General features: G+C 36.2%; 24 protein-coding genes and 2 tRNA genes. 14 read left to right on the top strand and 12 right to left on the bottom strand.

Annotation, left to right across the window (positions count from 1 at the left end; genetic code table 11):
* Positions 1–14: 14 nt before the first annotated feature.
* Positions 15–1808: a DUF885 domain-containing protein gene (locus AC5XHR_RS08155; protein ID WP_495950280.1), complete on the bottom strand. Its 1794-nt coding sequence runs from the start codon at positions 1806–1808 to the stop codon at positions 15–17.
* A 169-nt stretch (positions 1809–1977) separates the two neighbouring features.
* Here AC5XHR_RS08155 and AC5XHR_RS08150 point away from each other — a divergent pair, with 169 nt between their 5' ends.
* From AC5XHR_RS08150 to AC5XHR_RS08120, 7 genes are all read left to right on the top strand, one after another.
* Positions 1978–2439 carry a hypothetical protein gene (locus AC5XHR_RS08150; RefSeq protein ID WP_495950279.1) on the top strand — a complete coding sequence of 154 codons (462 nt, stop codon included), beginning with the start codon at positions 1978–1980 and terminating at the stop codon, positions 2437–2439.
* A gap of 121 nt (positions 2440–2560) precedes the next feature.
* Positions 2561–3244 (top strand): MotA/TolQ/ExbB proton channel family protein, encoded by a 684-nt coding sequence (locus AC5XHR_RS08145; protein WP_495950278.1) that lies wholly within the window; start codon positions 2561–2563, stop codon positions 3242–3244.
* A gap of 7 nt (positions 3245–3251) precedes the next feature.
* Positions 3252–3650, top strand: a complete 399-nt coding sequence (locus tag AC5XHR_RS08140; RefSeq protein WP_495950277.1) for an ExbD/TolR family protein — start codon at positions 3252–3254, stop codon at positions 3648–3650.
* A 5-nt stretch (positions 3651–3655) separates the two neighbouring features.
* Positions 3656–4543, top strand: a complete 888-nt coding sequence (locus AC5XHR_RS08135) for a ferric siderophore ABC transporter substrate-binding protein (protein ID WP_495950276.1) — start codon at positions 3656–3658, stop codon at positions 4541–4543.
* Between the two features lie 21 nt (positions 4544–4564).
* A complete protein-coding gene (locus AC5XHR_RS08130) occupies positions 4565–5809 on the top strand; it encodes a bifunctional folylpolyglutamate synthase/dihydrofolate synthase (protein WP_495950275.1) in 1245 nt (414 codons plus the stop codon).
* A 44-nt stretch (positions 5810–5853) separates the two neighbouring features.
* Positions 5854–5928: transfer RNA gene (locus AC5XHR_RS08125), tRNA-Val, on the top strand.
* 31 nt (positions 5929–5959) lie between these two features.
* Positions 5960–6034 (top strand) — tRNA-Val (locus AC5XHR_RS08120).
* Positions 6035–6065: 31 nt separating this feature from the next.
* Here AC5XHR_RS08120 and AC5XHR_RS08115 read toward each other — a convergent pair.
* From AC5XHR_RS08115 to AC5XHR_RS08095, 5 genes are read right to left on the bottom strand one after another with little or no spacing between them, the layout of a single operon-like run.
* On the bottom strand, positions 6066–6962 hold the full coding sequence (locus AC5XHR_RS08115; protein ID WP_495950274.1) for a glycosyltransferase family 2 protein: 897 nt from the start codon (positions 6960–6962) through the stop codon (positions 6066–6068).
* 3 nt (positions 6963–6965) lie between these two features.
* Positions 6966–7928: a glycosyltransferase family 9 protein gene (locus AC5XHR_RS08110; protein ID WP_495950503.1), complete on the bottom strand. Its 963-nt coding sequence runs from the start codon at positions 7926–7928 to the stop codon at positions 6966–6968.
* Positions 7928–8347, bottom strand: a complete 420-nt coding sequence (locus tag AC5XHR_RS08105) for a SufE family protein (protein ID WP_495950273.1) — start codon at positions 8345–8347, stop codon at positions 7928–7930. Before AC5XHR_RS08105 ends, AC5XHR_RS08110 begins: the two co-directional genes overlap by 1 nt.
* 29 nt (positions 8348–8376) lie before the next feature.
* Positions 8377–9486, bottom strand: coding sequence for a glycosyltransferase (locus AC5XHR_RS08100; RefSeq protein ID WP_495950272.1), 1110 nt, complete (start codon positions 9484–9486; stop codon positions 8377–8379).
* 1 nt (position 9487) lies between these two features.
* Positions 9488–9706: a uroporphyrinogen decarboxylase gene (locus tag AC5XHR_RS08095; protein ID WP_495950271.1), complete on the bottom strand. Its 219-nt coding sequence runs from the start codon at positions 9704–9706 to the stop codon at positions 9488–9490.
* A gap of 163 nt (positions 9707–9869) precedes the next feature.
* On the opposite strand from AC5XHR_RS08095, the gene AC5XHR_RS08090 reads away from it, so the two are divergent.
* Together AC5XHR_RS08090 and AC5XHR_RS08085 are read left to right on the top strand one after the other, a co-directional pair.
* The gene (locus tag AC5XHR_RS08090; RefSeq protein ID WP_495950270.1) at positions 9870–12395 is read left to right on the top strand and encodes an ATP-dependent Clp protease ATP-binding subunit; all 2526 of its coding nucleotides are present in this window, start codon (positions 9870–9872) and stop codon (positions 12393–12395) included.
* Between the two features lie 115 nt (positions 12396–12510).
* The gene (locus AC5XHR_RS08085; protein WP_495950269.1) at positions 12511–13455 is read left to right on the top strand and encodes a Gfo/Idh/MocA family protein; all 945 of its coding nucleotides are present in this window, start codon (positions 12511–12513) and stop codon (positions 13453–13455) included.
* A 41-nt stretch (positions 13456–13496) separates the two neighbouring features.
* Here AC5XHR_RS08085 and AC5XHR_RS08080 read toward each other — a convergent pair whose 3' ends face one another.
* The gene (locus tag AC5XHR_RS08080; RefSeq protein WP_495950268.1) at positions 13497–14447 is read right to left on the bottom strand and encodes an isopenicillin N synthase family dioxygenase; all 951 of its coding nucleotides are present in this window, start codon (positions 14445–14447) and stop codon (positions 13497–13499) included.
* Between the two features lie 146 nt (positions 14448–14593).
* Here AC5XHR_RS08080 and menD point away from each other — a divergent pair, with 146 nt between their 5' ends.
* Positions 14594–16264 carry a 2-succinyl-5-enolpyruvyl-6-hydroxy-3-cyclohexene-1-carboxylic-acid synthase gene (gene menD / locus AC5XHR_RS08075; protein WP_495950267.1) on the top strand — a complete coding sequence of 557 codons (1671 nt, stop codon included), beginning with the start codon at positions 14594–14596 and terminating at the stop codon, positions 16262–16264.
* A 29-nt stretch (positions 16265–16293) separates the two neighbouring features.
* On the opposite strand, the gene AC5XHR_RS08070 is transcribed toward menD, so the two are convergent.
* Together AC5XHR_RS08070 and AC5XHR_RS08065 are read right to left on the bottom strand one after the other, a co-directional pair.
* Complete coding sequence (locus AC5XHR_RS08070; protein ID WP_495950266.1) at positions 16294–16923, bottom strand: aminotransferase class IV; 630 nt, start codon at positions 16921–16923, stop codon at positions 16294–16296.
* The gene (locus tag AC5XHR_RS08065) at positions 16907–17881 is read right to left on the bottom strand and encodes an aminodeoxychorismate synthase component I (RefSeq protein WP_495950265.1); all 975 of its coding nucleotides are present in this window, start codon (positions 17879–17881) and stop codon (positions 16907–16909) included. The genes AC5XHR_RS08070 and AC5XHR_RS08065 overlap by 17 nt, the downstream gene beginning before the upstream one ends.
* A gap of 89 nt (positions 17882–17970) precedes the next feature.
* Here AC5XHR_RS08065 and AC5XHR_RS08060 point away from each other — a divergent pair, with 89 nt between their 5' ends.
* From AC5XHR_RS08060 to AC5XHR_RS08045, 4 genes are all read left to right on the top strand, one after another.
* On the top strand, positions 17971–18696 hold the full coding sequence (locus tag AC5XHR_RS08060; protein ID WP_495950264.1) for a hypothetical protein: 726 nt from the start codon (positions 17971–17973) through the stop codon (positions 18694–18696).
* 42 nt (positions 18697–18738) lie between these two features.
* The gene (locus AC5XHR_RS08055) at positions 18739–19476 is read left to right on the top strand and encodes a beta-carotene 15,15'-monooxygenase (RefSeq protein ID WP_495950263.1); all 738 of its coding nucleotides are present in this window, start codon (positions 18739–18741) and stop codon (positions 19474–19476) included.
* Positions 19477–19558: 82 nt separating this feature from the next.
* Positions 19559–20635, top strand: a complete 1077-nt coding sequence (locus tag AC5XHR_RS08050; protein ID WP_495950262.1) for an AI-2E family transporter — start codon at positions 19559–19561, stop codon at positions 20633–20635.
* 3 nt (positions 20636–20638) lie between these two features.
* Entirely contained in the window at positions 20639–20872 is a 234-nt protein-coding gene (locus AC5XHR_RS08045; protein WP_495950261.1) for a DUF3820 family protein, read from the top strand.
* Positions 20873–20895: 23 nt separating this feature from the next.
* On the opposite strand, the gene uvrB is transcribed toward AC5XHR_RS08045, so the two are convergent.
* The 3 genes from uvrB to AC5XHR_RS08030 form a co-directional block, all read right to left on the bottom strand.
* Positions 20896–22887 carry an excinuclease ABC subunit UvrB gene (gene uvrB, locus AC5XHR_RS08040; protein ID WP_495950260.1) on the bottom strand — a complete coding sequence of 664 codons (1992 nt, stop codon included), beginning with the start codon at positions 22885–22887 and terminating at the stop codon, positions 20896–20898.
* A gap of 66 nt (positions 22888–22953) precedes the next feature.
* On the bottom strand, positions 22954–23424 hold the full coding sequence (locus tag AC5XHR_RS08035; protein ID WP_495950259.1) for an energy transducer TonB: 471 nt from the start codon (positions 23422–23424) through the stop codon (positions 22954–22956).
* Positions 23425–23492: 68 nt separating this feature from the next.
* Complete coding sequence (locus AC5XHR_RS08030; protein WP_495950258.1) at positions 23493–24896, bottom strand: M56 family metallopeptidase; 1404 nt, start codon at positions 24894–24896, stop codon at positions 23493–23495.

Genomic DNA, 24896 nt, shown 5'->3' with positions numbered 1-24896 from the left:
GTAGGAAAGCTAGCTTATTGCTTACTCGCCCATAATTTCATTTTACGATCTAAAACACTTAGCGGCAAACATCCTTGATTTAAGATTTCATCATGGAAATCGGCTAGTTTGAATTTAGCTCCCAAATCTTTTGAATACTGAGTACGAAGTTCAGAGAATTTCATTTGACCAATTTTATAGCTCAACGCTTGTCCCGGAATTGCCATATAACGTTCAATTTCAGCAGTTGCTCCTCCTTCATCGTAGGAAATATTCTTTAAAAAATACTGAATTGCTTGCTCACGATTCATTTGTCCGGTATGCAAACCTGTATCCACAACCAAACGGACGGCGCGTAACATTTGGTCACTCAAAGCGCCCATTTTCTGATACGGATCGGTGTACAAACCAAATTCTGGACCCAAAAATTCACAATAATGCGCCCATCCTTCTCCATACGCTCCATACCATCCAAAACGCATAAACTTCGGAATCTTCTTATTTTCTTGCTGCAACGAAACCTGATAATGATGCCCCGGAATGGCTTCATGAAGAAACAACGATTCCATACCACTTGTAATATTAAACTTGGCTGGATCAGGAAGCGGAATGTAAAAAATTCCTGGTCTTTTTCCATCTGGTGTTCCTTGAATATATTCCGCACTAGCAGACGCTTCTCGGAATTTTTCGGTTTGTCGAATTTCAAATGGCGTTATCGGCGTTACGTTGAACATCGTTTTCAACTTCGGAGTTATCTTCTTCAAAATCCCCTGAAACGCACCTAAAACTTCTTCTGAAGATTTGTAAGGCATCGCTTTAGGATCTTCTTTTACAAACGTTAAGAAACTTTCCAAAGATCCTTCGTAGCCAACTTGCTTTTTCACTTGCTCCATTTCGCCACGAATTCTTGCCACTTCTTGCAAGCCTAATTTGTTTATATCTTCCACTTTCATATCCGTGGTTGTCCAACTTTTCACATAATACTGGTAGATATTACTTCCATTAGGAATGGCATTGAGTCCATCCGTATCACGAGCTTTAGGATAATATTCTGTTTCTAGATAATCACCCATTCTTTGGTATGCTGGGATAATTTTCTGCATAATCGCATCACGGAATTGCTTGCTAAGTTTCTCTTTTGTTTTATCACTAAAATTGTCTGGAAAATTACGAATCGGTCCGTAGAAAATATTCAGTTCCATATTGGTTGTCGTGATTTCATCGGCACGCATTTGCGGAATCATCTTCATCACTAATTTTTTTGGAAGCACCATTTTGTTTTTAACTCCTTCATTAAAGTTTTCCTTGGCTGTTTCCATCCATAACGGGAACTGGTTCACACGCTTCAACCAATTTTCATAATCTTTTTCCGTTTTGAATGGTTGTCTTCCTTCTCCACTTCCTAACAAAGGAAAATCTAGCGGAAGACCTGCAAATTGAGTAAACGGAATGTACTCTGGGTGATACGCATAACGTTCTACCTTATCTTTCAAAGTAGCATCCAATACATCATAAACCACTTTTTTATCATCGGCAAGATCATCATATTTGATGTTTTCTAACTGCTTTTGAACCTTATTGTAAAATGCAATTTCACCCGAGATAAAATCTTTATCAATATCAATCGGTAATTGATCGTTATATCGTTCGTCTCCTTGAGCTGTTGCTTCTAATGGAAACAACTTCAAATATTCTTCATAATAACGAGCCGATATCGAGTCTAAATCAATAGGCGTAACCTTCGTTAAAGGGATATCTTTCTTTTTGCACGAAGCAAGAAAAAGCACAACTACGAAAATACCCAACGGTAAATGGCGGAAAAACTTCATAAAAATTTCTAATGATTGCTGCTAAATTACTTATTATTTAACGAACAGAAAATAATTGTAGTTAACAAAAAGGGAAAAAAAGACTAAAAAATTTTTCGCTTTCGATCTATTTTATATCTTTGTTTAATCAGTTTAACTATCAATTATTTACATTATTTCTTTTGAGGAAATGAAAGGGATTTTAAAAATTTATCACCCCGAGGAAACGCTTAAGTATCACATTAAAAGCACCTATTGCAAAGCGGTTTATAGCAATCAACAGCATTTTTTAGAACTCGAAATTATCACAGACGATGGTCTAGACCATGTGGATGATGATTCTCTACAGTACAATTTTCCTCAACTTTCGTTAAACATTGCCGATTTTCCTATGGAAAATGCAGAACTCGTAGGGCAGCAATTGTCTATTGACGATTCTGAGGAGGAAAGTTATACCGAAGTTGATCTTTTCGATGATGAAGATGCCTATATTTATGATAATCAGCTTTCTTTTGAAAACGATGAAAACGGGGAATTAGAATTGGTTTGGAAAGGAACAATTGATGATTTCTACACAGGTTCTGATGAACCAATTCCCTTCAAATTAAAGTGCCATTTCAGGCCCGATGAATTGGAAGTTGACGAAGACTAATTTCCGTTAAGATATCTTCAAAACACGATTATTACGACAATTTCAATTGGTTTTATACTAATTAAAATAGAATGTCGTTTAGTAACAAGACCTAATCCCAATTTGGGACTATATTTTTAATATGAGTTTATTACAAGCAGCTCCACAAGCGGTAGCAGAAGCAGTTACACACGAATTTTCTTTTTGGAACATCATGTTCCATGGTAATTTGTTCGCAAACATCGTTATGATAACCGTACTCCTTTTAGGGGTATTTTCTATGTATCTTTTCTTAGAAAGGTGGTTTTACATTAAACGAATGACAACGAGCCAAGATCCAAATTTCATCCGAAATGTTGAAGATCTTATTAAAGACGGAAGAATTGATGCCGCTCAAGAATATTGCATCCGACAAAATACGCCAGAAGGTCGAATTTTAGAAAAAGGAGTTTCTAGAATTGGAAGACCTGTTTCTGATATTATGAGCGCGATGGAAAACCAAGCACAAACAGAATTAGGAAATCTTGAAAAAAACCTAAACCTTCTAGCCGTGGTACCGAGTATTGCACCGATGTTGGGTCTATTAGGAACCGTAATCGGGATGATTATTGCCTTTTTTGATTTGGCCAATGTAGAAGGTGCTTTCTCACCAAAAACACTTTCTGAAGGTATTTATACCGCTTTGGGTCAAACAGCAACGGGTCTTGCGGTGGCAATTCCAGCGAATTTTTTCTACAATTTATTGTTGACGAAAATTGACAAGTTTGTATTGAAAATGCAGAATTTAACGTCTGATTTCTTAGATATTATTAACAAACCTTTGTAAGATCGCCATGAAACTGCAAAGAAGAAATAAAGCCCATCCGGATTTCAGTCTTGCCGCAATGACGGACGTTATCTTGTTGTTGTTAATCTTTTTCATGATTACTTCAGCAGCGTCTAATCAAAGCGCGATTGACGTGAAATTACCGAAAACAGAAACTGAATTAGCCAATATCCCCAACCCGCTTTCTGTAAGTGTGAAGGAAGACGGCACTTATTTTGTTGATGATAAACCGGTTGATCGCGTGCAATTGGAAGGTAAAATTGTTGAACGTTTGCAAGGAAATCCAAATCCGTCATTTACCATTAGAGCAGATCAGAATTCGATGCATAAAGACGTGGTTTTTGTGATGGAAATTGCCGAGAAACATAAATACAATATTGCGATTGCGACAACGCAGCAAGATTAAGAAAAATGAATTTTTACTCCATTAATAAACAGGAAGAAAACAAAGACCGCTTCAAAAGTCTCCTAATTTCATTAGGAATTTGGAGCGCTATTTTGGCTTTTGTTTTCTTTTATACCATTAAGAGTACCACAATAAAACATGAAGAGCCGGTTTCGGCAATGTTGATTAATTTTGGCGACAACCGAAATGGAAACGGCATCGAAGAACCTGCAAATCAAGAAGGTTCCTTAGCTTCTCAAGCAAATGCATCTTTAGAAGAGGCGATTTCTGAACCGATATCTAAACCTAAAGAAGAAACGCCAACACCAGAAACTCCCGTAAAAGTTGAAAAGAAAGCTCCAAAAGCTGAAAAAATACTTTCAGGAACTTCGACTAAAAATAAAGTTGCCGTAAAAGAATCCAAATCGGAAACCAAAAAAGCAGCGACACCAACGTCTTCTTCAACAAAAAAGACCGCATCAAAATCGAATACAGCCAATTCTACAACAGGAAGTGGTGATGGAAAAGGAACAGCGGCGATTGGAAACCTCATCAAAGGAAGAGGAACAAAAGCTGGAACTCAAGGAACCGGAGGAACGGTCGGTAACGCAGGTGATCCTCTTGGTGGCGACGGAAATGGAGATAGTAAAATTGGAGTTGACAGACGTTTGGTTGGTTATATCCCCGGAACGATGGGACGTGGAGGCGCTCAACCCACACATAATTGCTCAGCTTCGGGATCAATTAGCATTGCCTATACTGTTGACAAAGCAGGAAACGTTACCAGCGCAAGACGCTCAGGAGGTTCTTCTGACGCGTGCATTGTTAATACAACTGTTGCTTGGGTGAAAAAATACGTAAAGGCAGAAAAAGCCAACTTTTCCTCTACAGGAACGTACCGAATTACTTTTTAAAAAGATTTAAACAAAACTTTTATGAACGAATTGGAATATCAAAAAGCGATTGATTGGCTTTTTGTACAAGCTCCCAATTATCAAATAGATGGTCAAAAAGCCTATAAACCAGGTTTAGACAACATCAAAAAACTATGTGCTTTCTTTGGAAATCCTCAAGATAAAACCAAAACCATCCACATTGGCGGAACCAACGGTAAAGGCTCCACATCCAATATGGTTGCTTCTGTTTTACAAGAAGCGGGCTTCAAAGTAGGTTTGTATAACTCACCACACCTCATCGATTTCACGGAGCGAGTGAAAGTCAATGGAAAAAATGCAGACAAGGAATTTGTCTTTAATTTCATTCAAAAGCTAAAGGAACTTCCTTCGGATATTCAACCCTCTTTTTTTGAATATACAACGATTATGGCTTTTGAATATTTTAATCAGAAAAACGTTGATTTCGCCATTATAGAAGTTGGCTTGGGTGGAAGGTTAGATTCTACAAATATCATCAAGCCTTTAGTTTCTGCGATTACCAATGTGGATTTGGATCACATAAATATTTTAGGAAACGCCATTGCTGAAATAGCTCAAGAAAAAGCAGGTATCATCAAGGAAAACACACCTATAATTTGTGGAGACGATAGATTCGACGTTCAAAACGTCATTCAAAATAAAGCTAAAGAACTTTTTGCTCCGTATATTGCTGCTACTCAAATCCATGTAGACTATCAAACGGATTTAAAAGGAAATTATCAACAGAAAAACATCAAAGTTGCCCTTGCAATTTTTGATGAACTGAAAAAACTAGGTGTTGAAATACCAGAAGAAGCAATCAAAAATGGTCTTTTACATGTTCATCAAAATACAGGATTTATTGGGCGTTGGTTTCAATTTTCGGATAATCCATTAACCATTTGCGATACGGCACATAACAAGGCTGGTTTGGACTTGGTTTTCGACCAGTTAAATGCTATGCAAATGAAGAAACATGTAGTTTTAGGTTTTGTAAATGATAAAAAGATTGATGAAGTGTTGCAAGAGCTTCCAACAAATTCTGTTTTTTATTTTGTAAAACCTTCCATTCATCGTGGTCGAGACCCTAAAGACTATGAAGAAGAACTTAAAAATGCGAAAATTCCGTATCAAATTTTCACTTCGGTTCAGGATGGATATGAAGCTGCTTTACAACAGGTTAAAAACGGTGAAATGATATTTATTGGCGGGAGCAACTTTGTTGTAGGAGATTTTTTAGAAAAAAATTTGGAGATAACTCAATAAATTGTATATTTGCACCACTCAAAACGAGAATTTATTCTCTACGAGGGTTCTTAGCTCAGTTGGTTCAGAGCATCTGGTTTACACCCAGAGGGTCGGGGGTTCGAATCCCTCAGGACCCACAAAAGGTTCGAAAATCCTTTAAAAAATTTCGGGTTCTTAGCTCAGTTGGTTCAGAGCATCTGGTTTACACCCAGAGGGTCGGGGGTTCGAATCCCTCAGGACCCACAAAAAAATCTCAGTTTTCACTGAGATTTTTTTAATTTATATCCTTTTCTAAAGTACAGATATAACCTAGCCTATAAAGGTCAAACAAAAACAGATTAGGCTCATCACAAACTATTCTTTTTTTCAGATGTGGTTGAAATATTTTAAACGCAAACCCAACAATTTTTGTAAACCCAAATTGATGTAGCTTCTTGTAATAGTTAAGAAGTGGATTTACTTTTTCAATTTCAGATAAATTTTTCAAATAATCAAACCGACTTTTAACAGACAGCATCGACTTTTTGAAAAACACCTCGTTTTCATCTAAACCTTCATGTATAATAGGATTGTCAATATGTAAAATGGGTATTTTATTTATATAGAGTTGATACGAGAAAAAAATATCCATCCCGTATAGCTTTGTATCCTCCTTAAAATTACTCTCTAAAAAGGTATTCTTTTCAACAAGAATATTTCCAGAAAACACATATCCATAGGGTTTCGAGTTTCTAACTTCAGAAGAGGCTTCTTCCCTAGCTTTACCATAATTCCATCGGAATCCTCGCTCGGAACCCTTTATTTTACAATACGAATAACCTCCTAGAATTATTTTATACCCTGAATTAATTGAGTCTACATAGTTAACAATAAAATTTTCTGATACCGGAACAACATCCGCATCCAAAAACAAAATCCAATTTGACTTTGATAATTCGACCGCTTTCTTTCTCGTACTCGTTCTACCTAAATTAACCACATTTCGAATGAGCTGAACGTTATTTAATTTTGTTAGCTCCTCATTTTTAGTCAGAATTTCAAGTGAAGTTGAAGCGTCATCGACAATCAATATTTCATACTCAATTTCCGCTCTTACACATTGAGTGTGAATAGTATCAACTAATTTAAAAACATCAGTATTAAACGTCGGTATGCAAATAGAAAGTTGCATCGTTTAAAGTTTATCTAAAATGTGCTGAACAGAGAGTTCATTCAAACAGGCCCAATCACTACGGAAACACTCTTTGTCTCCAAAAACAGAGCAAGGTCGACACGTTAAATCGTCAACCTGTACAATATCGTCTTCACTTTGTCCATAACCTAAGAAACCGGCATAAGAATGGGTTTGTCCCCAAATAGAAATACAACGCGTTCCCACCAAACTCGCCAAATGCATATTCGCCGAATCCATTGAAATCATCACTTCCAAAGAAGCTATTTTTTGAAGTTCTTCTTTTAAAGACAATTTGCCTGCAAGACTCGTAGAATTTGGGATTTGTTCTTCCCATGATTTTAGAACTTCCGTCTCTGCTTTTCCACCGCCAAAAAAGAAAACAGGATGTTTTCCTGCGAGAATTTTTGCTAATTCAAAAGCATTTTCTTTGGGTAAGACTTTTCCTTTATGTTGCGCAAACGGAGCCAATCCAATTCCGGATTTTTCGGTTACAATTGGTTTCAACTTATTTTTTAGTTGAACCTGACATCCAATTTTTCGAAAAACTTCTGCATAACGTTCAATCGTTCTTCTTAAAGGTTTTTTATCAACATTCCAAATGTTAACCAAATGCTTTTTGTCCTTTTTTCCTTTATCAATTTGAAATACTTGAATTCCCTTCCAACGAAAAATCCAATTCAACGTATTGGTTCGTAAAACGTCGTGCATATCTGCAACAACGTCAAATTCAATATCACTTTTTAATTGATTGGCTAGCGAATAAAGTCCGGTTATTCCTTTAAAGTCATCCAAGTTGATTCCTTTAAATTTCAACCGTTCAATTCCAACAAAAAGATCTTCAAAGTTTTTTCGAGAAACCATGGTGATTTCCAACTCAGGATTCTGTTCCAATATTTCTTTAAATACCGGAACTAACATGGCAACATCTCCAAACGCCGAAAATCGATATGCTAAAACTTTGATCAAGATTTTATTTGAAAAGCTACTGCGTAGAATTTGATTTGTTTAGTCATCGCCATCAAACCGTTTGCACGAGAGGGAGAAAGAAATTCTTGCAACCCAATTTCTTCAATGAATTTAAAATCAGAATCTAGAATTTCTTGAGTTGAATGTCCACTATAAATTGATGAAAGCATGGAAACAATTCCTTTTGGAAGAATTCCGTCAGAATCCACATCAAAATATAATTTCCCATCTTTAAATTCAGCATCGATCCAAACTTTAGATTGACAACCTTTTATCAAGTTCTCATCTGTTTTTTTATCATCAGGAATGCCTTTCAACTCCTTTCCAAGGTCGATAATGTACTCGTATTTTTGTTCCCAATCTTCTAGAAACTCAAAATCGTTAACAATTTCTTGTTGTTTTTCTTTGATGGTCATTCTTTGAATTTATATTGGAACAAAGTTAATCAATTCGATGCAGAATAGGATAATGCACGCTCAACCAATCCAAGAATTTTCTTTTCTTCGTTCTCCCAACAATAGACTTCAGCAGCTTTTGAAAGTTCACTTTCATAAGACGCTCGTCCTTTTTCTAAAACGGACTTCAAAGCTTCTGCAATTACTTTTGGATCATGACTTTCCACCACTTCACCAATATTAAATTGCTTTTTAATACGCATCATTTCGGGGAAGTTAATCATAACCAAAGGAACTCGACTTTGAATATAGTCGCCGACTTTATTAGGTAAGGAATACAAATAACTTACACCATTATTCTCTTCTAAACTAATTCCAACATCTGCTGTCTTGGTGAATTCGCGAAGTTTCTCAGGCATCAGTTTCCCAATAAACTTTACTTTATTTTCTACTTGTTCCGCTTTAACAAAGTCTTCCAATTCTTTTTTCAAGGGTCCAGCTCCAGCAATTTGAAATTCTGCATTTTCAATTAATTTCATGGCTAAAATTGTTTGCTTCAAACCTCGCGACTGATTGATTGCACCTTGATAAATGATTTTCTTCGGCGTGTTCTTTGGAAATGAAGGTGTTTCGTAAATTCGACGTGGTAAGTTTCCAACAACAACAGCTTCTACTCCATATTTTTCTTGAAACCAATCCGCATAACTTTGACTTTCCGTCATCATCAGTTTAATGCTTGGCATGAGTTTCTTTTCCAAAAAACGCCAAATTTTCTGCGTAAAACGCCCTTCAACAGAGGGTAATTCGGTGAAAATTTCATGACTGTCGTACACCAAAGGAATTCTTAATTTCTGTGAAATTCGATAACTCGGATATAAAGCGTCTAAATCATTTGCCCACAAAATAGAATTCTGATCTGCATTCTTTTTCAGCCACGTGTAGAGCTTGGCATTGAATTCAAAATATGCGGTTTTCAATGATTTTGAACGAATTTTAATCCGTGAATAGGAATACGGACGATCTAAAACTTCGTTTCCTCCCCAATCGTTTCCGATAAGATGAACTTCATAACCGTTTTCATGAAGCGTTCTACAAACCTTCTCAATTCGCTGATCGGTAGTCAAGCTACTGAAGGCGGAAATGAGTATTTTTTTTGACATTTTATTTCTTTAGTAAATAATAAACTTGAATCCCACACAAAATCGCATTCGGAATTATTACGGGCCAAAGCGGCACTTCATTATAAAACCCATAGACCACGAAGCAAATGCATCCTATTAAATTGACGATTCTAATTTTACGCAAGTCTTTTAAAGCGAAACTCAAGACAATAAATAAAGACGCGGCATAGCCCACATAGGTTGCGACTTCTGGACTCATAATTTCCGATTTTTTGGGAAAGTAAACCTACGTAAAATCTATGGAAATTTAAAATTAATTCTGCCATAAAGTCCGTATTCTATTTTGGTAAAGTATTTGCAATTTTTATAAAAATTTTAAGGAGAAAATCCTTACATTTAATTTATTATTGAGGTATAAGATTATGGATTATAAATTTTCAGACGGTCTTAGCAAGGTTTTTAAGCAAAGTAGAAGCGAAGCAAAAAGGCTCAAAAGTGAGTTCTTAAATACGGAGCATTTATTATTAGGGATCATCAAGACCGATAACTCGGCGAAGGAAATTCTTCAGAATTTAAATGCCGATTTGACACAAATCAGAAGAAAAATTGAAACGCTAAATGCAGCGACTTTGAATCCAATGGCAGAAGAGGTTACAAAAATTTCCTTTACAAAATTGGCTGATCAGGCGGTAAAACGTGCCGAATTGGAATGCAGACAATACCAAAGTACGGAAGTGAATACGGTACATCTTCTTTTGGGTATTTTATACAAACAAGAAGACCCAACAACCAATATTTTGGACGCATACGATATTAATTACGAAAAGGTATCGAATGAATATTTGACTCTTTTGAAAAATTCGGGTCAGTCTTCACCAAAAATGAGCGCGTATGACGATGATGAAGAGCGTGAGGATTTCGGCCAAATGCGTAAACCATCGGGTTCTGTAGGAACGGGAAAAAGTAAAACGCCAACTTTAGATAATTTTGGCAGAGATCTTACGTCTTTAGCAAAAGATGGAAAGCTCGATCCCGTAATTGGTCGTGAAAAAGAAATCGAGCGTGTTTCTCAAATTCTATCTCGTAGAAAGAAAAACAACCCGTTGCTTATTGGTGAGCCTGGAGTTGGTAAGTCAGCTATTGCAGAAGGTTTAGCACTGCGTATTCATCAGAAAAAAGTATCTCGTGTATTGTACGGAAAACGTGTAATCACGTTGGATTTAGCAAGTTTGGTTGCTGGAACAAAATACCGTGGTCAGTTTGAAGAACGTATGAAAGCCATCATGACGGAATTGGAGAAAAACCGTGATGTCATTTTGTTTATTGACGAGTTACACACCATCGTCGGTGCTGGGAGTTCTACAGGAAGTTTAGATGCTTCGAATATGTTCAAACCAGCTTTAGCACGAGGTGAAATTCAATGTATTGGTGCCACAACTTTAGATGAGTACAGACAGTATATTGAAAAAGATGGTGCTTTAGAAAGACGATTCCAAAAGGTAATGGTAGAGCCAACTTCCGTTGAAGAAACCATTTTGATTTTGAATCAAATTAAAGATAAATACGAAGATCACCACAACGTTATTTACACACCAGAAGCGATTGCGGCTTGTGTTAATTTAACGTCGCGATATATCACAGATCGTTTCCTACCGGACAAAGCGATCGATGCGATGGACGAAGCGGGTTCTCGAGTGTATATTAAGAACATGAAAGTTCCTACGATTATTATCGATCACGAATCGAAAATCGAGGAAATCAAAGATTTAAAACAAAAAGCAGTTAAGGCTCAAGATTATTTGGAAGCTCGTAAATTGAAAGATGAAGAAGAGCGCTTACAAAGAGAACTAGCTGTTGCACAAGAAGATTGGGACAAGGAAGTTAAAGAAAAGAAAGAAACCGTTACCGAGGAAAATGTTGCCGAAGTGGTTTCGATGATGAGTGGAGTTCCAGTGACCAAAGTAGGCAAAAACGAATTGGAGAAATTGGCTCAAATGGACGATAAACTGAATGGAAAAGTTATCGGTCAAGAAGATGCCGTGAAAAAAGTGGTGAAAGCCATCCAAAGAAATCGTGCTGGCTTGAAAGACCCAAACAGACCCATTGGAACCTTTATTTTCTTAGGAACAACGGGTGTTGGTAAAACCGAATTAGCTAAAGTCATGGCTCGTGAATTATTTGATTCGGATGAAGCATTGATTCGAATTGACATGAGTGAGTATATGGAGAAATTTGCGGTTTCAAGATTGGTTGGTGCGCCTCCAGGATACGTTGGCTATGAAGAAGGCGGTCAATTAACAGAAGCGGTACGCAGAAAACCCTATGCAGTAGTGCTTTTAGACGAAATTGAAAAGGCGCATCCTGATGTATTCAACATTTTATTGCAAATTTTGGACGAAGGCCACGTTACGGATTCACTGGGAAGAAAAATTGATTTTAGAAATACCATTATCATTTTGACTTCCAACATTGGAACTCGAGATCTGAAAGATTTCGGAGACGGTGTCGGATTCGGAACTTCAGCGAAAAAATCAACGTCAGATACACGTGCAAGAAGTACGATCGAAAGCGCATTGAAAAAAGCTTTCGCACCAGAATTCTTGAACAGAATTGATGATATTATTATCTTCAACTCACTTGAACAAACGGATATTAGACAAATCATTAATTTAGAATTGTCAAAACTTTACGGAAGATTAGAAAAATTGGGTTACAAAGTAGAACTTACAGACGAGGCCAAGAACTTCATCTCCGAAAAAGGTTGGGACAAAGATTTTGGAGCAAGACCTCTAAAAAGAGCCATCCAAAAATATATTGAAGATTTATTAGCAGAAATGCTGGTAAACAAGCAATTTTCAGAAGGAGAAATGGTTGTTTTAGATGTTAATGAAGCTAAAGATGCTTTGGAAGGAAAAACTCAAAAACCAACAAAAGAAAAGGTAAAATAAACCGAAACATACCAAAGAAAAGCCGCACTTGTGCGGCTCTTTTTGTTTTTACAAGACCCAACATCTCCCTGATTTCTCAAAATTTTGGTATTTTTACGATTCAAAACTATATTCTATGAAAATTGCCATTCTGGGAATGGGCTTTATGGGAAAAAAACATAAAGCGATTCTTAACACATTTCCTGATGTCGAAATCGTTGCTGAAATTGATCCTGAACTGATGGATGATGCTTCTTCGGACGCTTTAGATTCTTTTTTTGCCCAAAACATCAATTGCGACTTGGTCGTTATTGCAACCCCGAATCATCTTCATTTTCCACAAGCGATGCGTTTGCTTCAAAAGGGGTATTCTATTTTAATTGAAAAGCCGTTCTGCTTTAGTCTTCGCGAAGCAGGAACTTTGGAGGAAATTAGCGCTCGAAATCAATGCAACGTTTATGTTGTAGCGCAAAACAGATATGCGCCAGCGGCTCAACTTTTAAAAGAAATTATTTCAGAAAACAAACTCGGAAAACTCTATAATTTGCAGTTTAATGCATTTTGGAACCGTGATCAACGCTACTACCACCCCGAATCTTGGAAAGGAAAAAAGGAAAAAGATGGTGGAATTCTTTGGACGCAGTTTTCACATTTAATTGATTTACTTTTCTTCATTCTTGAAGAAGATTTGCATATTCAATACAAAGATTTACGCACCTATCGAAATTTTGAAATTACCGAAATTGAAGATCAAGCGATTGTTGTTTTGCGAAGCGCTTCGGGAACATCGATTATATTAAATTTCACAACAGCGGTTTTTGAGCGAAATCAAGAAACAGCGTTAAATATTATTGGCGAATTAGGAACGCTGAAAATCTCAGGTCAGTATTTTGATGAAGTTCAGTTTCAACATATTTTCGGAGTTGAAGAAAACTACAAAATTGCTTCACAATCCAATGAGGACAATTTGAAAGCAATGTATCAAGATATATTCAACAGCTTGAATCACATTGAAAATCAATCAATAAGCATCGAAAAAGGAAAACCATTAATTGGACTTTTAGAAAAATTGAATTTCTGAAAATAGAAACCAAAAAAAAGCGAACCGAAGTCCGCTTTTTTTTATTTCTTAATCAAACCTAATTCAATTAATCGTTCGGTAAGAAACTCCCCTGCTGTTGTATCAGGATACAATTTTGGATTGTTTTCATCAACCGTTCCTTCCAATGCATTTAGCGGCATTTCGCTCACCGGATGCATAAAAAACGGAATCGAATATCGAGAAGACCCCCACATTTCTCTAGGCGGGTTCACCACTCTATGAATCGTTGATTTCAATTTGTTGTTGGTATGTCTAGAAAGCATATCGCCAACGTTAATCATCAATTCATCAGGTTCCGCGATCGCATCAATCCATTCTCCATTATGATTTTGAACTTGCAATCCTTTTCCTTGAGCGCCCATTAAAAGAGTGATTAAATTAATATCACCATGAGCCGCTGCACGAACGGCATCATCTGGTTCTTCTGTGATTGGCGGATAGTGAATCGGTCTCAAAATCGAGTTTCCTTCTTGAACATATTTGTCAAAATAAAACTCATCCAAACCTAAATGCAACGCCAAAGCTCTAAGAACGTAAACGCCCGTTTTTTCAAGCATTTGATAGGTTTTCTTACCTACTGCATTAAAGTTTTCAACTTCAGCGACATCCACATTGTCTGGATAAACAGAAGCGTATTTTGAACCTTCATTCAAATACTGTCCGAAATGCCAAAACTCCTTCAAATCGCCTCTTTTGAAGCCTTTTGCTGTTTCTTTTCCGAAGCCAACATATCCACGTTGCCCTCCTATTCCTTCAATCTCGTACTGCTTTTTTGTTTCTACAGGGAGATCAAAAAACGTTTTTACTTCACCATACAATTGTTCTACCAATTGATCGTCCAAAAAATGGCCTTTAAGCGCTACAAAACCAATTTCTTCGTATGCTTTTCCGATTTCATTTACAAATTTCTGTTTGCGTTCCGGGTTGTCCGAAAGGAAATCACGCAGGTCTACACTAGGGATTTTATCCATTGTTTCGTGAAATTTTGATTCGTACAAAAATACATAATTTTCAAATGGAAGTTTGAGAAATTCTCTCGTTGAAAAATCACGTTAATTACAAGTTTTTACATGCAATATAAATTCACGGATTGAGACAATTACACTAAATTTGTGATATGAAAAAATACTCTTCGAAAAGGAGCATCCAACTTTTGGCTCACGTGCTTACCGAATACGGAATACAGGATATGATTATCTCTCCGGGATCACGAAACGCACCGATTGCCATTCATTTTTCAGAATTAGATCAATTCAACGCCTACAGCATTGTAGATGAACGAAGTGCTGGTTTTGTCGCATTGGGAATGGCGAAAGCTACTAAAAAACCCGTTGCAGTAACGTGTACAAGCGGTTCAGCCGCAGCAAATTATTATCCATCTGTGACTGAAGCGTTTTACCAAAACGTTCCTGTTTTATACATCACGGCAGATCGCCCGGTGGATTTTGTTGATTTATTTGATGGCCAAACCATTCGTCAGAAAAACTTGTTTCAACAGCATTCGTATGGTGATTTTGAACTGGTGGAAGATGGCGAAGAACATGCAGATGACTTGAATTTGGAAACCATAAAAAAAGCGGTAGAACTTTGTATCGAAAAACAAGGCCCCGTTCACATTAACGTTCCGCTTTCAGAGCCTTTATATAACTTGGTTGGAGAAATTCCTTTATTTCCTTCGATCGAGAAAACCATTCAAAAGAAGAGCTTTGAATTGACGCCAAACTTAATTGCAGAGTGGAATATTGCGAAACGTATTTTAATTTTGGTTGGAACGAAAGACTACAGCCCAGAACTTGAAAGTCAACTTTCGCAATTGGTGAAAAACCATTCTGTAGTCGTATTAACTGAAGTTACGTCCAATGTAAATCACGAAAAATTCTTTGCTCATATTGACCGGTATATTTTCACATTTACAGAAGAAGATTACAAAACCTACGCACCCGATTTGTTGATTACCGTTGGTCAAAATGTGGTTTCCAAGAAAGTAAAACAATTTTTACGCAAAGCTCAACCAGCCCAACATTGGCATATTGATCCTTTTTGGCAACCTGATACGTACCATAGTTTAACTCAAAAAATACAAACAACGCCAGAAATTTTCTTTGGAAAATTGTTGCAAAGTATTGCTTTGGAACCCAGACCGTATTTTAATCTTTGGGATAGCTTGAGAACAAAACGAGATGAAAAACACGAAAGTTATTTGCAACAATCTAGCTTTTCGGATTTTAATTTATTCTATCTTTTGAGTTTGAAAATACCTGAAAATTTTAATATTCATTTTTCAAATTCGTCTTCAATTAGATATGGACAACTATTTGATTTCCACAAACATCAAGTTTTTTGCAATCGTGGTACAAGTGGTATTGATGGTTCAACCTCAACAGCGATGGGCTACGCAATTAAAAGTTCAACTCCAACAGTTTTAGTAACGGGAGATTTGAGTTTCCTTTATGATATTAATGGGCTTTGGAATCAGTATATTCCTCCTTTTACTCGAATTGTTGTGGTAAATAATATGGAAGGAAATATCTTCAAAATCATTCCTGGACCAACGAAAGCGGATGAAAATACGGTGAATGAATTTATCGCAACGAAACATCATATGACGTGTGAAAACCTAGCAAAGCATTTTGGTTTTGGTTACGTCAAAGTGGAAGATGATCTCACATTAGAACGGGTTTTGGATAATTTCTTCAAACCTGATGATAAACCAAAAATCCTGGAAGTAATCACGAGTGAAATTCCTAATGCGGAAATCTTAAACTCCTACTTTGAGTACTTGAAATAACAAAAAAGCGGAATTGAGTTCCGCTTTTTTTATAGATAGTCATCGTTTGAGTCTTTGGGTAAATTGATGATTTTTGAAATGGGATAGATAAACATATCATCAAAATCATTCATCGCGTTAATTAATTGAAAGTGTGAATATTCTTTAAGTGTATCTAAAGCAATTTCTGCTTCCTTAATTTTCTTTTTTCGCAGTAAATCCTGTCGCATAACCCCATTCAGCAAATATGTTTTAGGAGTAAACCACTCTTTATTTTTCAAAAACAAAATATTGGAAAATGTGGTATCTGTAATACATCCATTTTGAACAATAATTACTTCTTCAGCGGGAGACTTTTCTTTTAGAGTTTGAAAACGTTTTCGATCTTCACTTTTGAAGTGATACTCTAAATCATTATCAATGACTAATTGAAAATCATCTGTTTCCGGAATTGCATACGGGATTAATTGTGTCTTATAATTTCGTTGAATATCGTAGGAAATTCGGAGTTTATATAATCCGTCTTCATCAATTTCCATTGCTTTAATAATCTCCGACAAATTTAGACTTGGAATATCTTCTCCGAAAGACGCAAACGTTTCGTCTACTCGTTTTTGATGAAGATCCAACAGAAAAACCTGCTGATCTTCAACTTTGATACTTTCAAAAAATTGGTACATAAATTTTATTTTTCATCTCTTTGTATTCACTTTCTAGCTGGCTTTGATGGGTAATTCCTCCACCACTTCGAAAATAAAGTTGATTTCCTTCCTTCTCTATAAACCGAATCATCACACAAGAATCGAGGTTTTCACCATCAAAATAACCACAAATTCCGGTATACCAACCTCTTTTTTCAGTTTCAGCTTGCTCAATAATCTGTTTGGTTTTGGGTTTTGGTGCGCCTAAAATTGAACCTGCTGGAAGCAATTTTTCCAAAACACTTCCTGTTTTTCCTTGAAAACTTGGCTTTATATCCCCAGAAATTTCAGAACTCATCGCAAGCAATGTTTTATCATGCGTTTTAAGAACGTCGATTCGCTGGAAATAATCAACTTGAACTTTATCAGCAACCATACTTAAATCGTTTCGCAACAAATCAACAACCGTATAATGCTCTGCTTTTTCCTTTTCATCATTTTTCAATAGCGTTTCCGCATCAGGAATAGAAGCGTCAACTGTTCCTTTCATTGGATGCGTATAAATTCGATTTTCTTTAATCTCAACAAACGTTTCAGGCGAGAAAAAAACAAAACGATTGGGATAGCAAACTTTATATTTTGCTTTAGAAACGGCAAAAATCTCTTCCAAACCAAGGTTGGTTTCAATGGGCGTTTTTCTAGTGTAGTTCGCTAAATACGAATTCCCCAATTTCAAATTCTCCTGAACAATGTCAAATCCTTTTTGATACGACTCTAAACTTTCAAAAGAGGCCTTAAACTTGAAATCGCTTTTTTCATGTTTGAAATCGCCAAGTTTAATATTTTGAAAATCAATCAACAAGCCTGAAACAGACAACTCATTTTCATCAAATAATTCGACAGTTTCCACATCAAAATCAACCATAAAGAAAAACGGTTTCTTTTGCGAAGAAAGCAAATCCATTTGTTGAAATCCGAGTTTTGAGTCCCACTTCATGGAGCAAAAATAATTTATTTCCGGAGAACTTCAACTTTAGGGTTCGTTCCGATTTTAAATTTCTATTTTTGCCTAAATTTTTTAGCATTATGCAAAATTATCCGCAACAGCAAGGAATAGATCAAATTTTACGAAACGCTTTTTTCTATTGGAAAAAAACATGGATGTACCAGTTTATGGTTGGCGCGCTGTATGTTTCTGTTTTGATGTTGGTTTATATTTATTTTGCATCAAAATTTGGAATTTTAGACCAATTTATTAGCATTTCTCAGCAGTATGGAAACGACTTTAAGAAAATGCAAACGGCTTTAATCGAGCTAACTAAAAATCCCAATTATGCCACTTTATCATTAATTATTATTGGAACAAAAGTCTTTCTATATCCTTTGGAAGTTGGATTACTTAAAATATATCGAAAGATTGATTTGAAAGAAGAATACAGTGTTCCCGATTTATTATCAGGATATTCCGGAGCTAATTTCTTTATCTATGCGGGTTATTATATGTTTTGGTATACGATTTTTACCTATTCTATTCCAACACTCATTTTACCATTGGTTTGGATCTTAATTACGCTTTTTGTAACTCCCCTGATGTTCTTTAAAAACATCCGCGTATTTGAAGGAATATCATTAAGTATCAAAGCATTAAAATCTAATTTTATTCTAATTTTAGTAGGCTTTCTTGTTGCTTTAATTTTCAAAACGGCTGGATTTCTATTTTTCTTTTTCGGATACTTAGTAACTTACCCATTTATGACTGCCATGGTTTATTCAATGTATCAAGCGTTATTTAAAGAGGACGAATTAGGATAAATTACTATATTTGATATCGTATTGATATTCAAACACAAAACAATGTCCGACTCTCATTTTCCTGGAAACCATCAAAATTCGGCTCCTGAACCGAGGACTTCGAGTATAATTTCACATGCTATAGAAATGTACAAAGGCGTTTTGGTGTATGCAGTAGTAGGCTTTTTAATTTATTGTGCGCTGAATCTTACCGCAGATGCGATACTGAATTTTGATTTGTTTTTTACGCTTTCCAATTTAGAAGAGAGCAACGGAAATTGGGCCATAAACATGATTAATGCACCCGGATTTTTTGGATATGCGTTGGTGTCTAATCTTATTTCCGTCCTAATTTCACCCATTTATATTGGTATTCTTTTTATCATCAGCAAACATAATTCAAATCAAAATGCCGAGGTTAGTGACTTATTCATTGGTTATAAACAGAATTTAGTTAATATTTTAATTTATAGCTTAATTGCTCATATTATATTAAGTATCGCATCAAGTTTTTGTGTTATTCCGATGTTTTTTGTTGCACCATTTTTGTTGTTAGGGTTTCCAATTTTACTATTTGAAAATGCAACCGCAACAGACGCATTAAGAAAATCTTTTGATGTAGCTAAAGAGAATTACGGCGTCTTTTTGGGCGTTTCCATCGTTGGATTTTTTCTTTCGATACTTGGCGTTTTTGTCTGCTTTATCGGCATTATAATTACGGCATTTTTCTTTGTGGCAATTATGTATTCTACGTACGTTGCCTACCTAGGAAAACCCAAACCGCTTCTTGATAAGGTTTAATTTTACAAGTTCTTTCATTTAAAATATAAAGGAAAGTCTTTTGCAGTAGCCTATTTTACCTATTTTTACAAAAAAATTAAGGATGGAAAAACAAATAAGCAGTACAGTAATCAAGCAGATCTTTCTCATCTTGCTGATTTTGGTTTTGGCTTTTCTCATTTGCTCCAATTTATCCATGTTTATCCCATCTTTATTGGGTGCGGTAACCTTGTATATTGTTTGTCGCAATCTAAATTTCTACCTTCAAGAAGATAAAAAATGGAAACCTGCATTGGCTTCCTTTTTCCTCTTATTTATTTGTTTAATTGTGCTCATCTTGCCTATTTATTTCTTGGTTGACTTATTGGTTGCTAAGTTGGGAGATTCACAACAATATCTGGCGAAATTCAATGTTTTTCTAAACAAAATTCAAGAGTTTATCATTTCAAAAACCAATATTGATGTTTTGAGCAAACAGAATATCACGAAAATTCAGGATTTTGCAGCAAAATTTTCAACTACGGCTTTGAGCGGAACATTTAATACGCTTTCGGTTGTCGCATCTATGTTTTTCATCTTGTATTTCATGTTTGAACGAGGAAGAGCTTTCGAACGTATGGTGAAAAATGCTATTCCTTTGAAGAAAGCAAACATCAATATGATTGGTGAAAAATTCAGAAAATTAGTGATCGCCAACGCTGTTGGATTGCCCGTAGTTGCCTTTGGTCAAGGCTTAGTTGCCTTGGTGGGTTATTTAATCTTTGACGCTCCGAGTCCAGCTTTGCTTTTTGCACTTACCGCCGTTGCGTCCATGATTCCAATCGTTGGAGCTGCAATTATCTATGTTCCGGTCGCCATTTTCATGATTGCGGAAGGAAATACAACCAATGGAGTTATCTTAGCGATTTACTGTTTGGTTGTTGTTGGGTTAACAGACAATGTTTTGCGATTTACGTTGCTTAAAAAGTTAGAAGATATTCACCCTTTGAATACCGTTTTTGGAATTATTATGGGTATGAACTTATTTGGATTTATGGGTTTAATATTTGGTCCTATCATGGTTTCCATCACAATTTTGTTGATTCAGGTTTATAAAAGTGAGTTTGCGAATGACGATAATGAACTAATCTTACCCGATAACGATCAAGAACTTGAAAAGAAAATTGATTTAACAATCTAAAAAATGGCAGAAATTAACGGACCTGATGTTGAAATTTTAAAAGAAATAGTCACCGTAAAAATGCCTTTTGGACGTTTTCAAGGTCGAATATTAGCAGATTTGCCGGTTTCGTATTTAGAATGGTTTTTAAGGAACGGCGGTTTCCCACCTGGAAAATTGGGAATGCAACTTTCAACCGTTTATGAAATCAAATTAAATGGACTCGAGCAACTTCTTGCTCCGCTACGAAAAAAATAAAAGCCGCAAGAATGCGGCTTTCTTTATGCTTTTAAGGCCATAATCTCATCTCGGATTTTGGCAGCTTTTATAAAGTCTAGATTTTTTGCGGCCGCTTCCATTTCCGATTGTTTTTCTTCAATCAATTTCTCGATTTCATCAGAAGAGTACGTACTTTTTGTTTCTGCAACTTTCTGCATAATTTCTTTTTGCGTGTATTTTTCGTCTGGAAAGTCTTTCGTACGACCAACTAAAGATTCGGATATTTTCTTATTTAATTGGGTCGGAACCATATTGTGTTCCTCGTTGTATTTCTCTTGTTTTGCTCTTCTGTAATTGGTTTCGTCAATGGTTGCTTGCATCGATTTTGTCATTTTATCTGCATACATAATCGCTTTTCCATTGATGTTACGCGCAGCACGACCAACTGTTTGTATCATCGAGCGTCGTGACCTCAGCATACCTTCTTTATCGGCATCGAGAATTGCTACCAACGAAACTTCGGGTAAATCTAAACCTTCTCGTAATAAATTCACACCAACCAATACATCAAACAATCCTGCTCGTAAATCGGTCATAATCTGAATACGCTCCAAGGTTTCAACATCCGAGTGAATGTATCGCGTTCGGATTCCAAATTTGGTGAAGTATTTGGTTAATTCTTCCGCCATTTTCTTGGTTAATGTCGTGACCAAAACACGCTCGTCTTCCTCAACGCGTTTATGAATTTCTTCAATTAAATCATCAATTTGATTCATCGTTGGGCGAACTTCAATAATCGGATCCAAAAGTCCAGTCGGACGAATAATTTGTTCCACATATTCCCCTTCCGTTTGCGTTAATTCATAATCAGCCGGAGTTGCCGAAACATAAATAACTTGATTTTGCATTCCCACAAATTCCTCAAATTTCAGCGGACGGTTATCCATCGCCGCAGGAAGTCGGAAACCGTATTCCACCAAAGCTTCTTTACGACTTCTATCGCCACCATACATGGCATGGACTTGCGGAATTGTCACGTGACTTTCGTCGATGACCATTAAATAATCCTTAGGAAAATAATCAAGCAAACAGAATGGTCGTGAACCTGGTTCGCGTCCATCCAAATAACGCGAATAGTTCTCAATACCAGAACAATAACCCAGTTCTTTAATCATTTCCAAATCCAATTCAGTGCGCTCCTCAAGTCGCTTCGCCTCCAAAGGTTTTTCAATGCTTCGGAAAAAGTCAACTTGCTTTACTAAATCATCTTGGATACTTCGAATTGCACCATTTAAGGTTTCTTTGGACGTAACAAATAAGTTGGCTGGATAAATTTGAATTTGATCAAAATTAGCCGTTACATTACCCGAAATTGGATCAAAAGTTTGAATTTTTTCAATTTCATCTCCAAAAAACTGAATTCGAACGGCACTATCTGCGTATGCTGGATACACATCGATCACATCGCCTTTAACACGAAATGTCCCACGAATAAATTCATTTAAAGACCTTGCGTACAGGGCATTAACGAGTTGATGAAGCAATGTTGTACGTGTTAATTTTTCACCAATACTTACGGAAATCAAAGATTTATGAAATTCGGAAGGGTTTCCGATACCGTAAATACACGAAACCGAAGCGACAATTAAAACATCACGACGCCCTGAAAGTAAGCTCGCCGTCGCCGAAAGTCGAAGTTTTTCTACCTCTTCATTGATACTTAAATCCTTTTCAATATACGTTCCCGTCGAAGCAATATAGGCTTCTGGCTGGTAGTAATCGTAATAGGAAACAAAGTATTCCACGGCGTTATCCGGAAAAAATTCTTTGAATTCCATAAACAGCTGAGCCGCCAAGGTTTTGTTATGCGCCAAAACCAAAGTTGGCTTTTGCACATTGTTCACCACATTGGCAACCGTGAACGTTTTTCCAGAACCCGTAACCCCCAAAAGCGTCTGGTATTTTTCACCGGACTCCAAACCATGCGTTAGAGATTGAATTGCTTTCGGCTGATCACCAGTAGGTTGATATTCGGATTGTAAGTTGAATTTCATACCACAAAAATACGAAATAAAAAAAGAGCTCGAAAAGAACTCTTTTGTTTTTGGTTAGATTTTAGCTTACTCAAAAATCATCGTGACAGGAAACTTGTATTCGCTTCGAACTACTTTATTATTAACTTTTGCTGGGTTCCATTTTTCTTTTTTTAGAAATTTTTCCAACGTATTTTTAGATTCTATATTGAAATTTTTGTTACTTCCAGAACTTTTCATATTCGTAATGCTTCCGTCCTTTTCAACAACAAAGGTTATCACCGTTTGTACCTTTCCTACTCCAAAAAGTTTTTTTACGTCTAGCTTATTCGCAAAGGCTCTTCGCAACTCATTCATGTCGTTTCCTTTTTTTGGCGAAGCCATTTCATCTACCCGAATGTGAATTTCGTCCGGATTTTCAACTTCTATTCCACGCATTGGTGGTGGGGCATAAACCGAAGGATTTTCACTGGTTTCCTTTTGAACTTGAGCATAGGCAAACTGACAAAAAATAAGACTTAAAATTCCACTAAAAAGAACTTTCTTTGAATAACGCATTTTCATTGTATGTATTTAATGCTAGCTAATCTACAAAAAAAGAGCTCATCTCTGAACTCTTTATTTTTCTACTTTTGGGGCGTTGGAACCTTTCCTTCAAACTTCATGGTTAATGGAAGTCTAAATCGACTACGGACATTTTCTCCTTTGCTTTTTGCGGGTTTCCACTTTAAACCTTCGTTAGCAAGTGTTAGCGCTTTTATTGCTTCCACGTTAAATACTTCATCTGCACCAGTAGCCGTGACATTGCTAATAGAGCCGTCCTTTTCAACAACAAAGGAAACGTCAGTTTTTATTGTACCGACTCCTTCCATTTTCTGAGCATTAAAGTTTTCAAGAACTTGTCTTCTCATAAAATTCAATCCGCCAGGAGTTAGTACATCTGCTCCCTCTTCTACCGTTTCATAAACGTCATTTTCTCCAACTTTCTGTTTTTCAGGATTGGCTGGCGAAACTGGTATCGCTTCTCCTTTCTTCTTCTTAATTGTATCTGAAACTTTTGGTTCTTCAATCGTTTGCGTAGGTTTATCTTGTTCTAAAACTGGAGTTTTTGAAACGATAACTTCGGCAGGAACTGCTAATTTTTTGAATGAATTGGTAACTTCTTCAAATTCTTTTGGTGTTTCTGCATTCACAAATTGAATGACTAGCAAGGAAACCCCTGCGATAATAGGTGTGATTCCTATTTTTTTCCAAATATTGAATTTGGATTTTTGTTTTGACATCATAATAAGTCTTTTTTTGGTGTTAGTAAAATTAAAAGTATGCACCAAATTGCTCGTCTGCAGCTTCACAATTTCGGATACTACTAGTTTTTGATAGGATTTTATATCATTTGACTTGGATAAAACGGCTTCGTCCGCTAAAAACTCGTGATTGGTTTTCATTGCATTTTTATAGGCATACAAAGCGGGATTAAACCAAGAAATAATCTTCAGAAATTCAACAAAAAGAATGTCCAAGCTGTGTCTTTCCCGAACATGGCAAAGCTCATGTTGAATAATTCGATTGTCAGTTTCTTCAATAGACATCGGCAAATAGACTTTGTTAAGAAAGCTAAATGGCGTTGTAACTTTCGCACTTCGAACAAGGGTTATTCCATCGTTTTTACTTTGATCTCCTCGAATTCTAAATAGTTGAACTAAAGCAATCGAAAATTTTATCAGTAAAATCATAGAAACTGCGAGAATTCCATACCATAGAAAATCAGCTATTTGAAATGGTGTTTTTTCTGGAACCTTCGAAATCGGAACTAAAACTTCTTGCGCAAATTCGCCAATAACTAATTGCGATTTCGTTGTCTCGGCAGTGGGAAGTGTGATCTTAATCCAAGGAGCGATGTACGATATCAGCAACGTAATAATTAAATACCATCGGTTGAACCGAAACATTTTTTCTTTTTGTAAAAACGCATAGTAAATCCCAATAAAAAGGATGGAACTCAATGCTATTTTTAATAAAATTAAAGCCAT

The organism is Kaistella sp. CFF1-2 (genome assembly GCF_059509915.1).
This window is presented reverse-complemented; position numbering and strand designations above follow the sequence as displayed.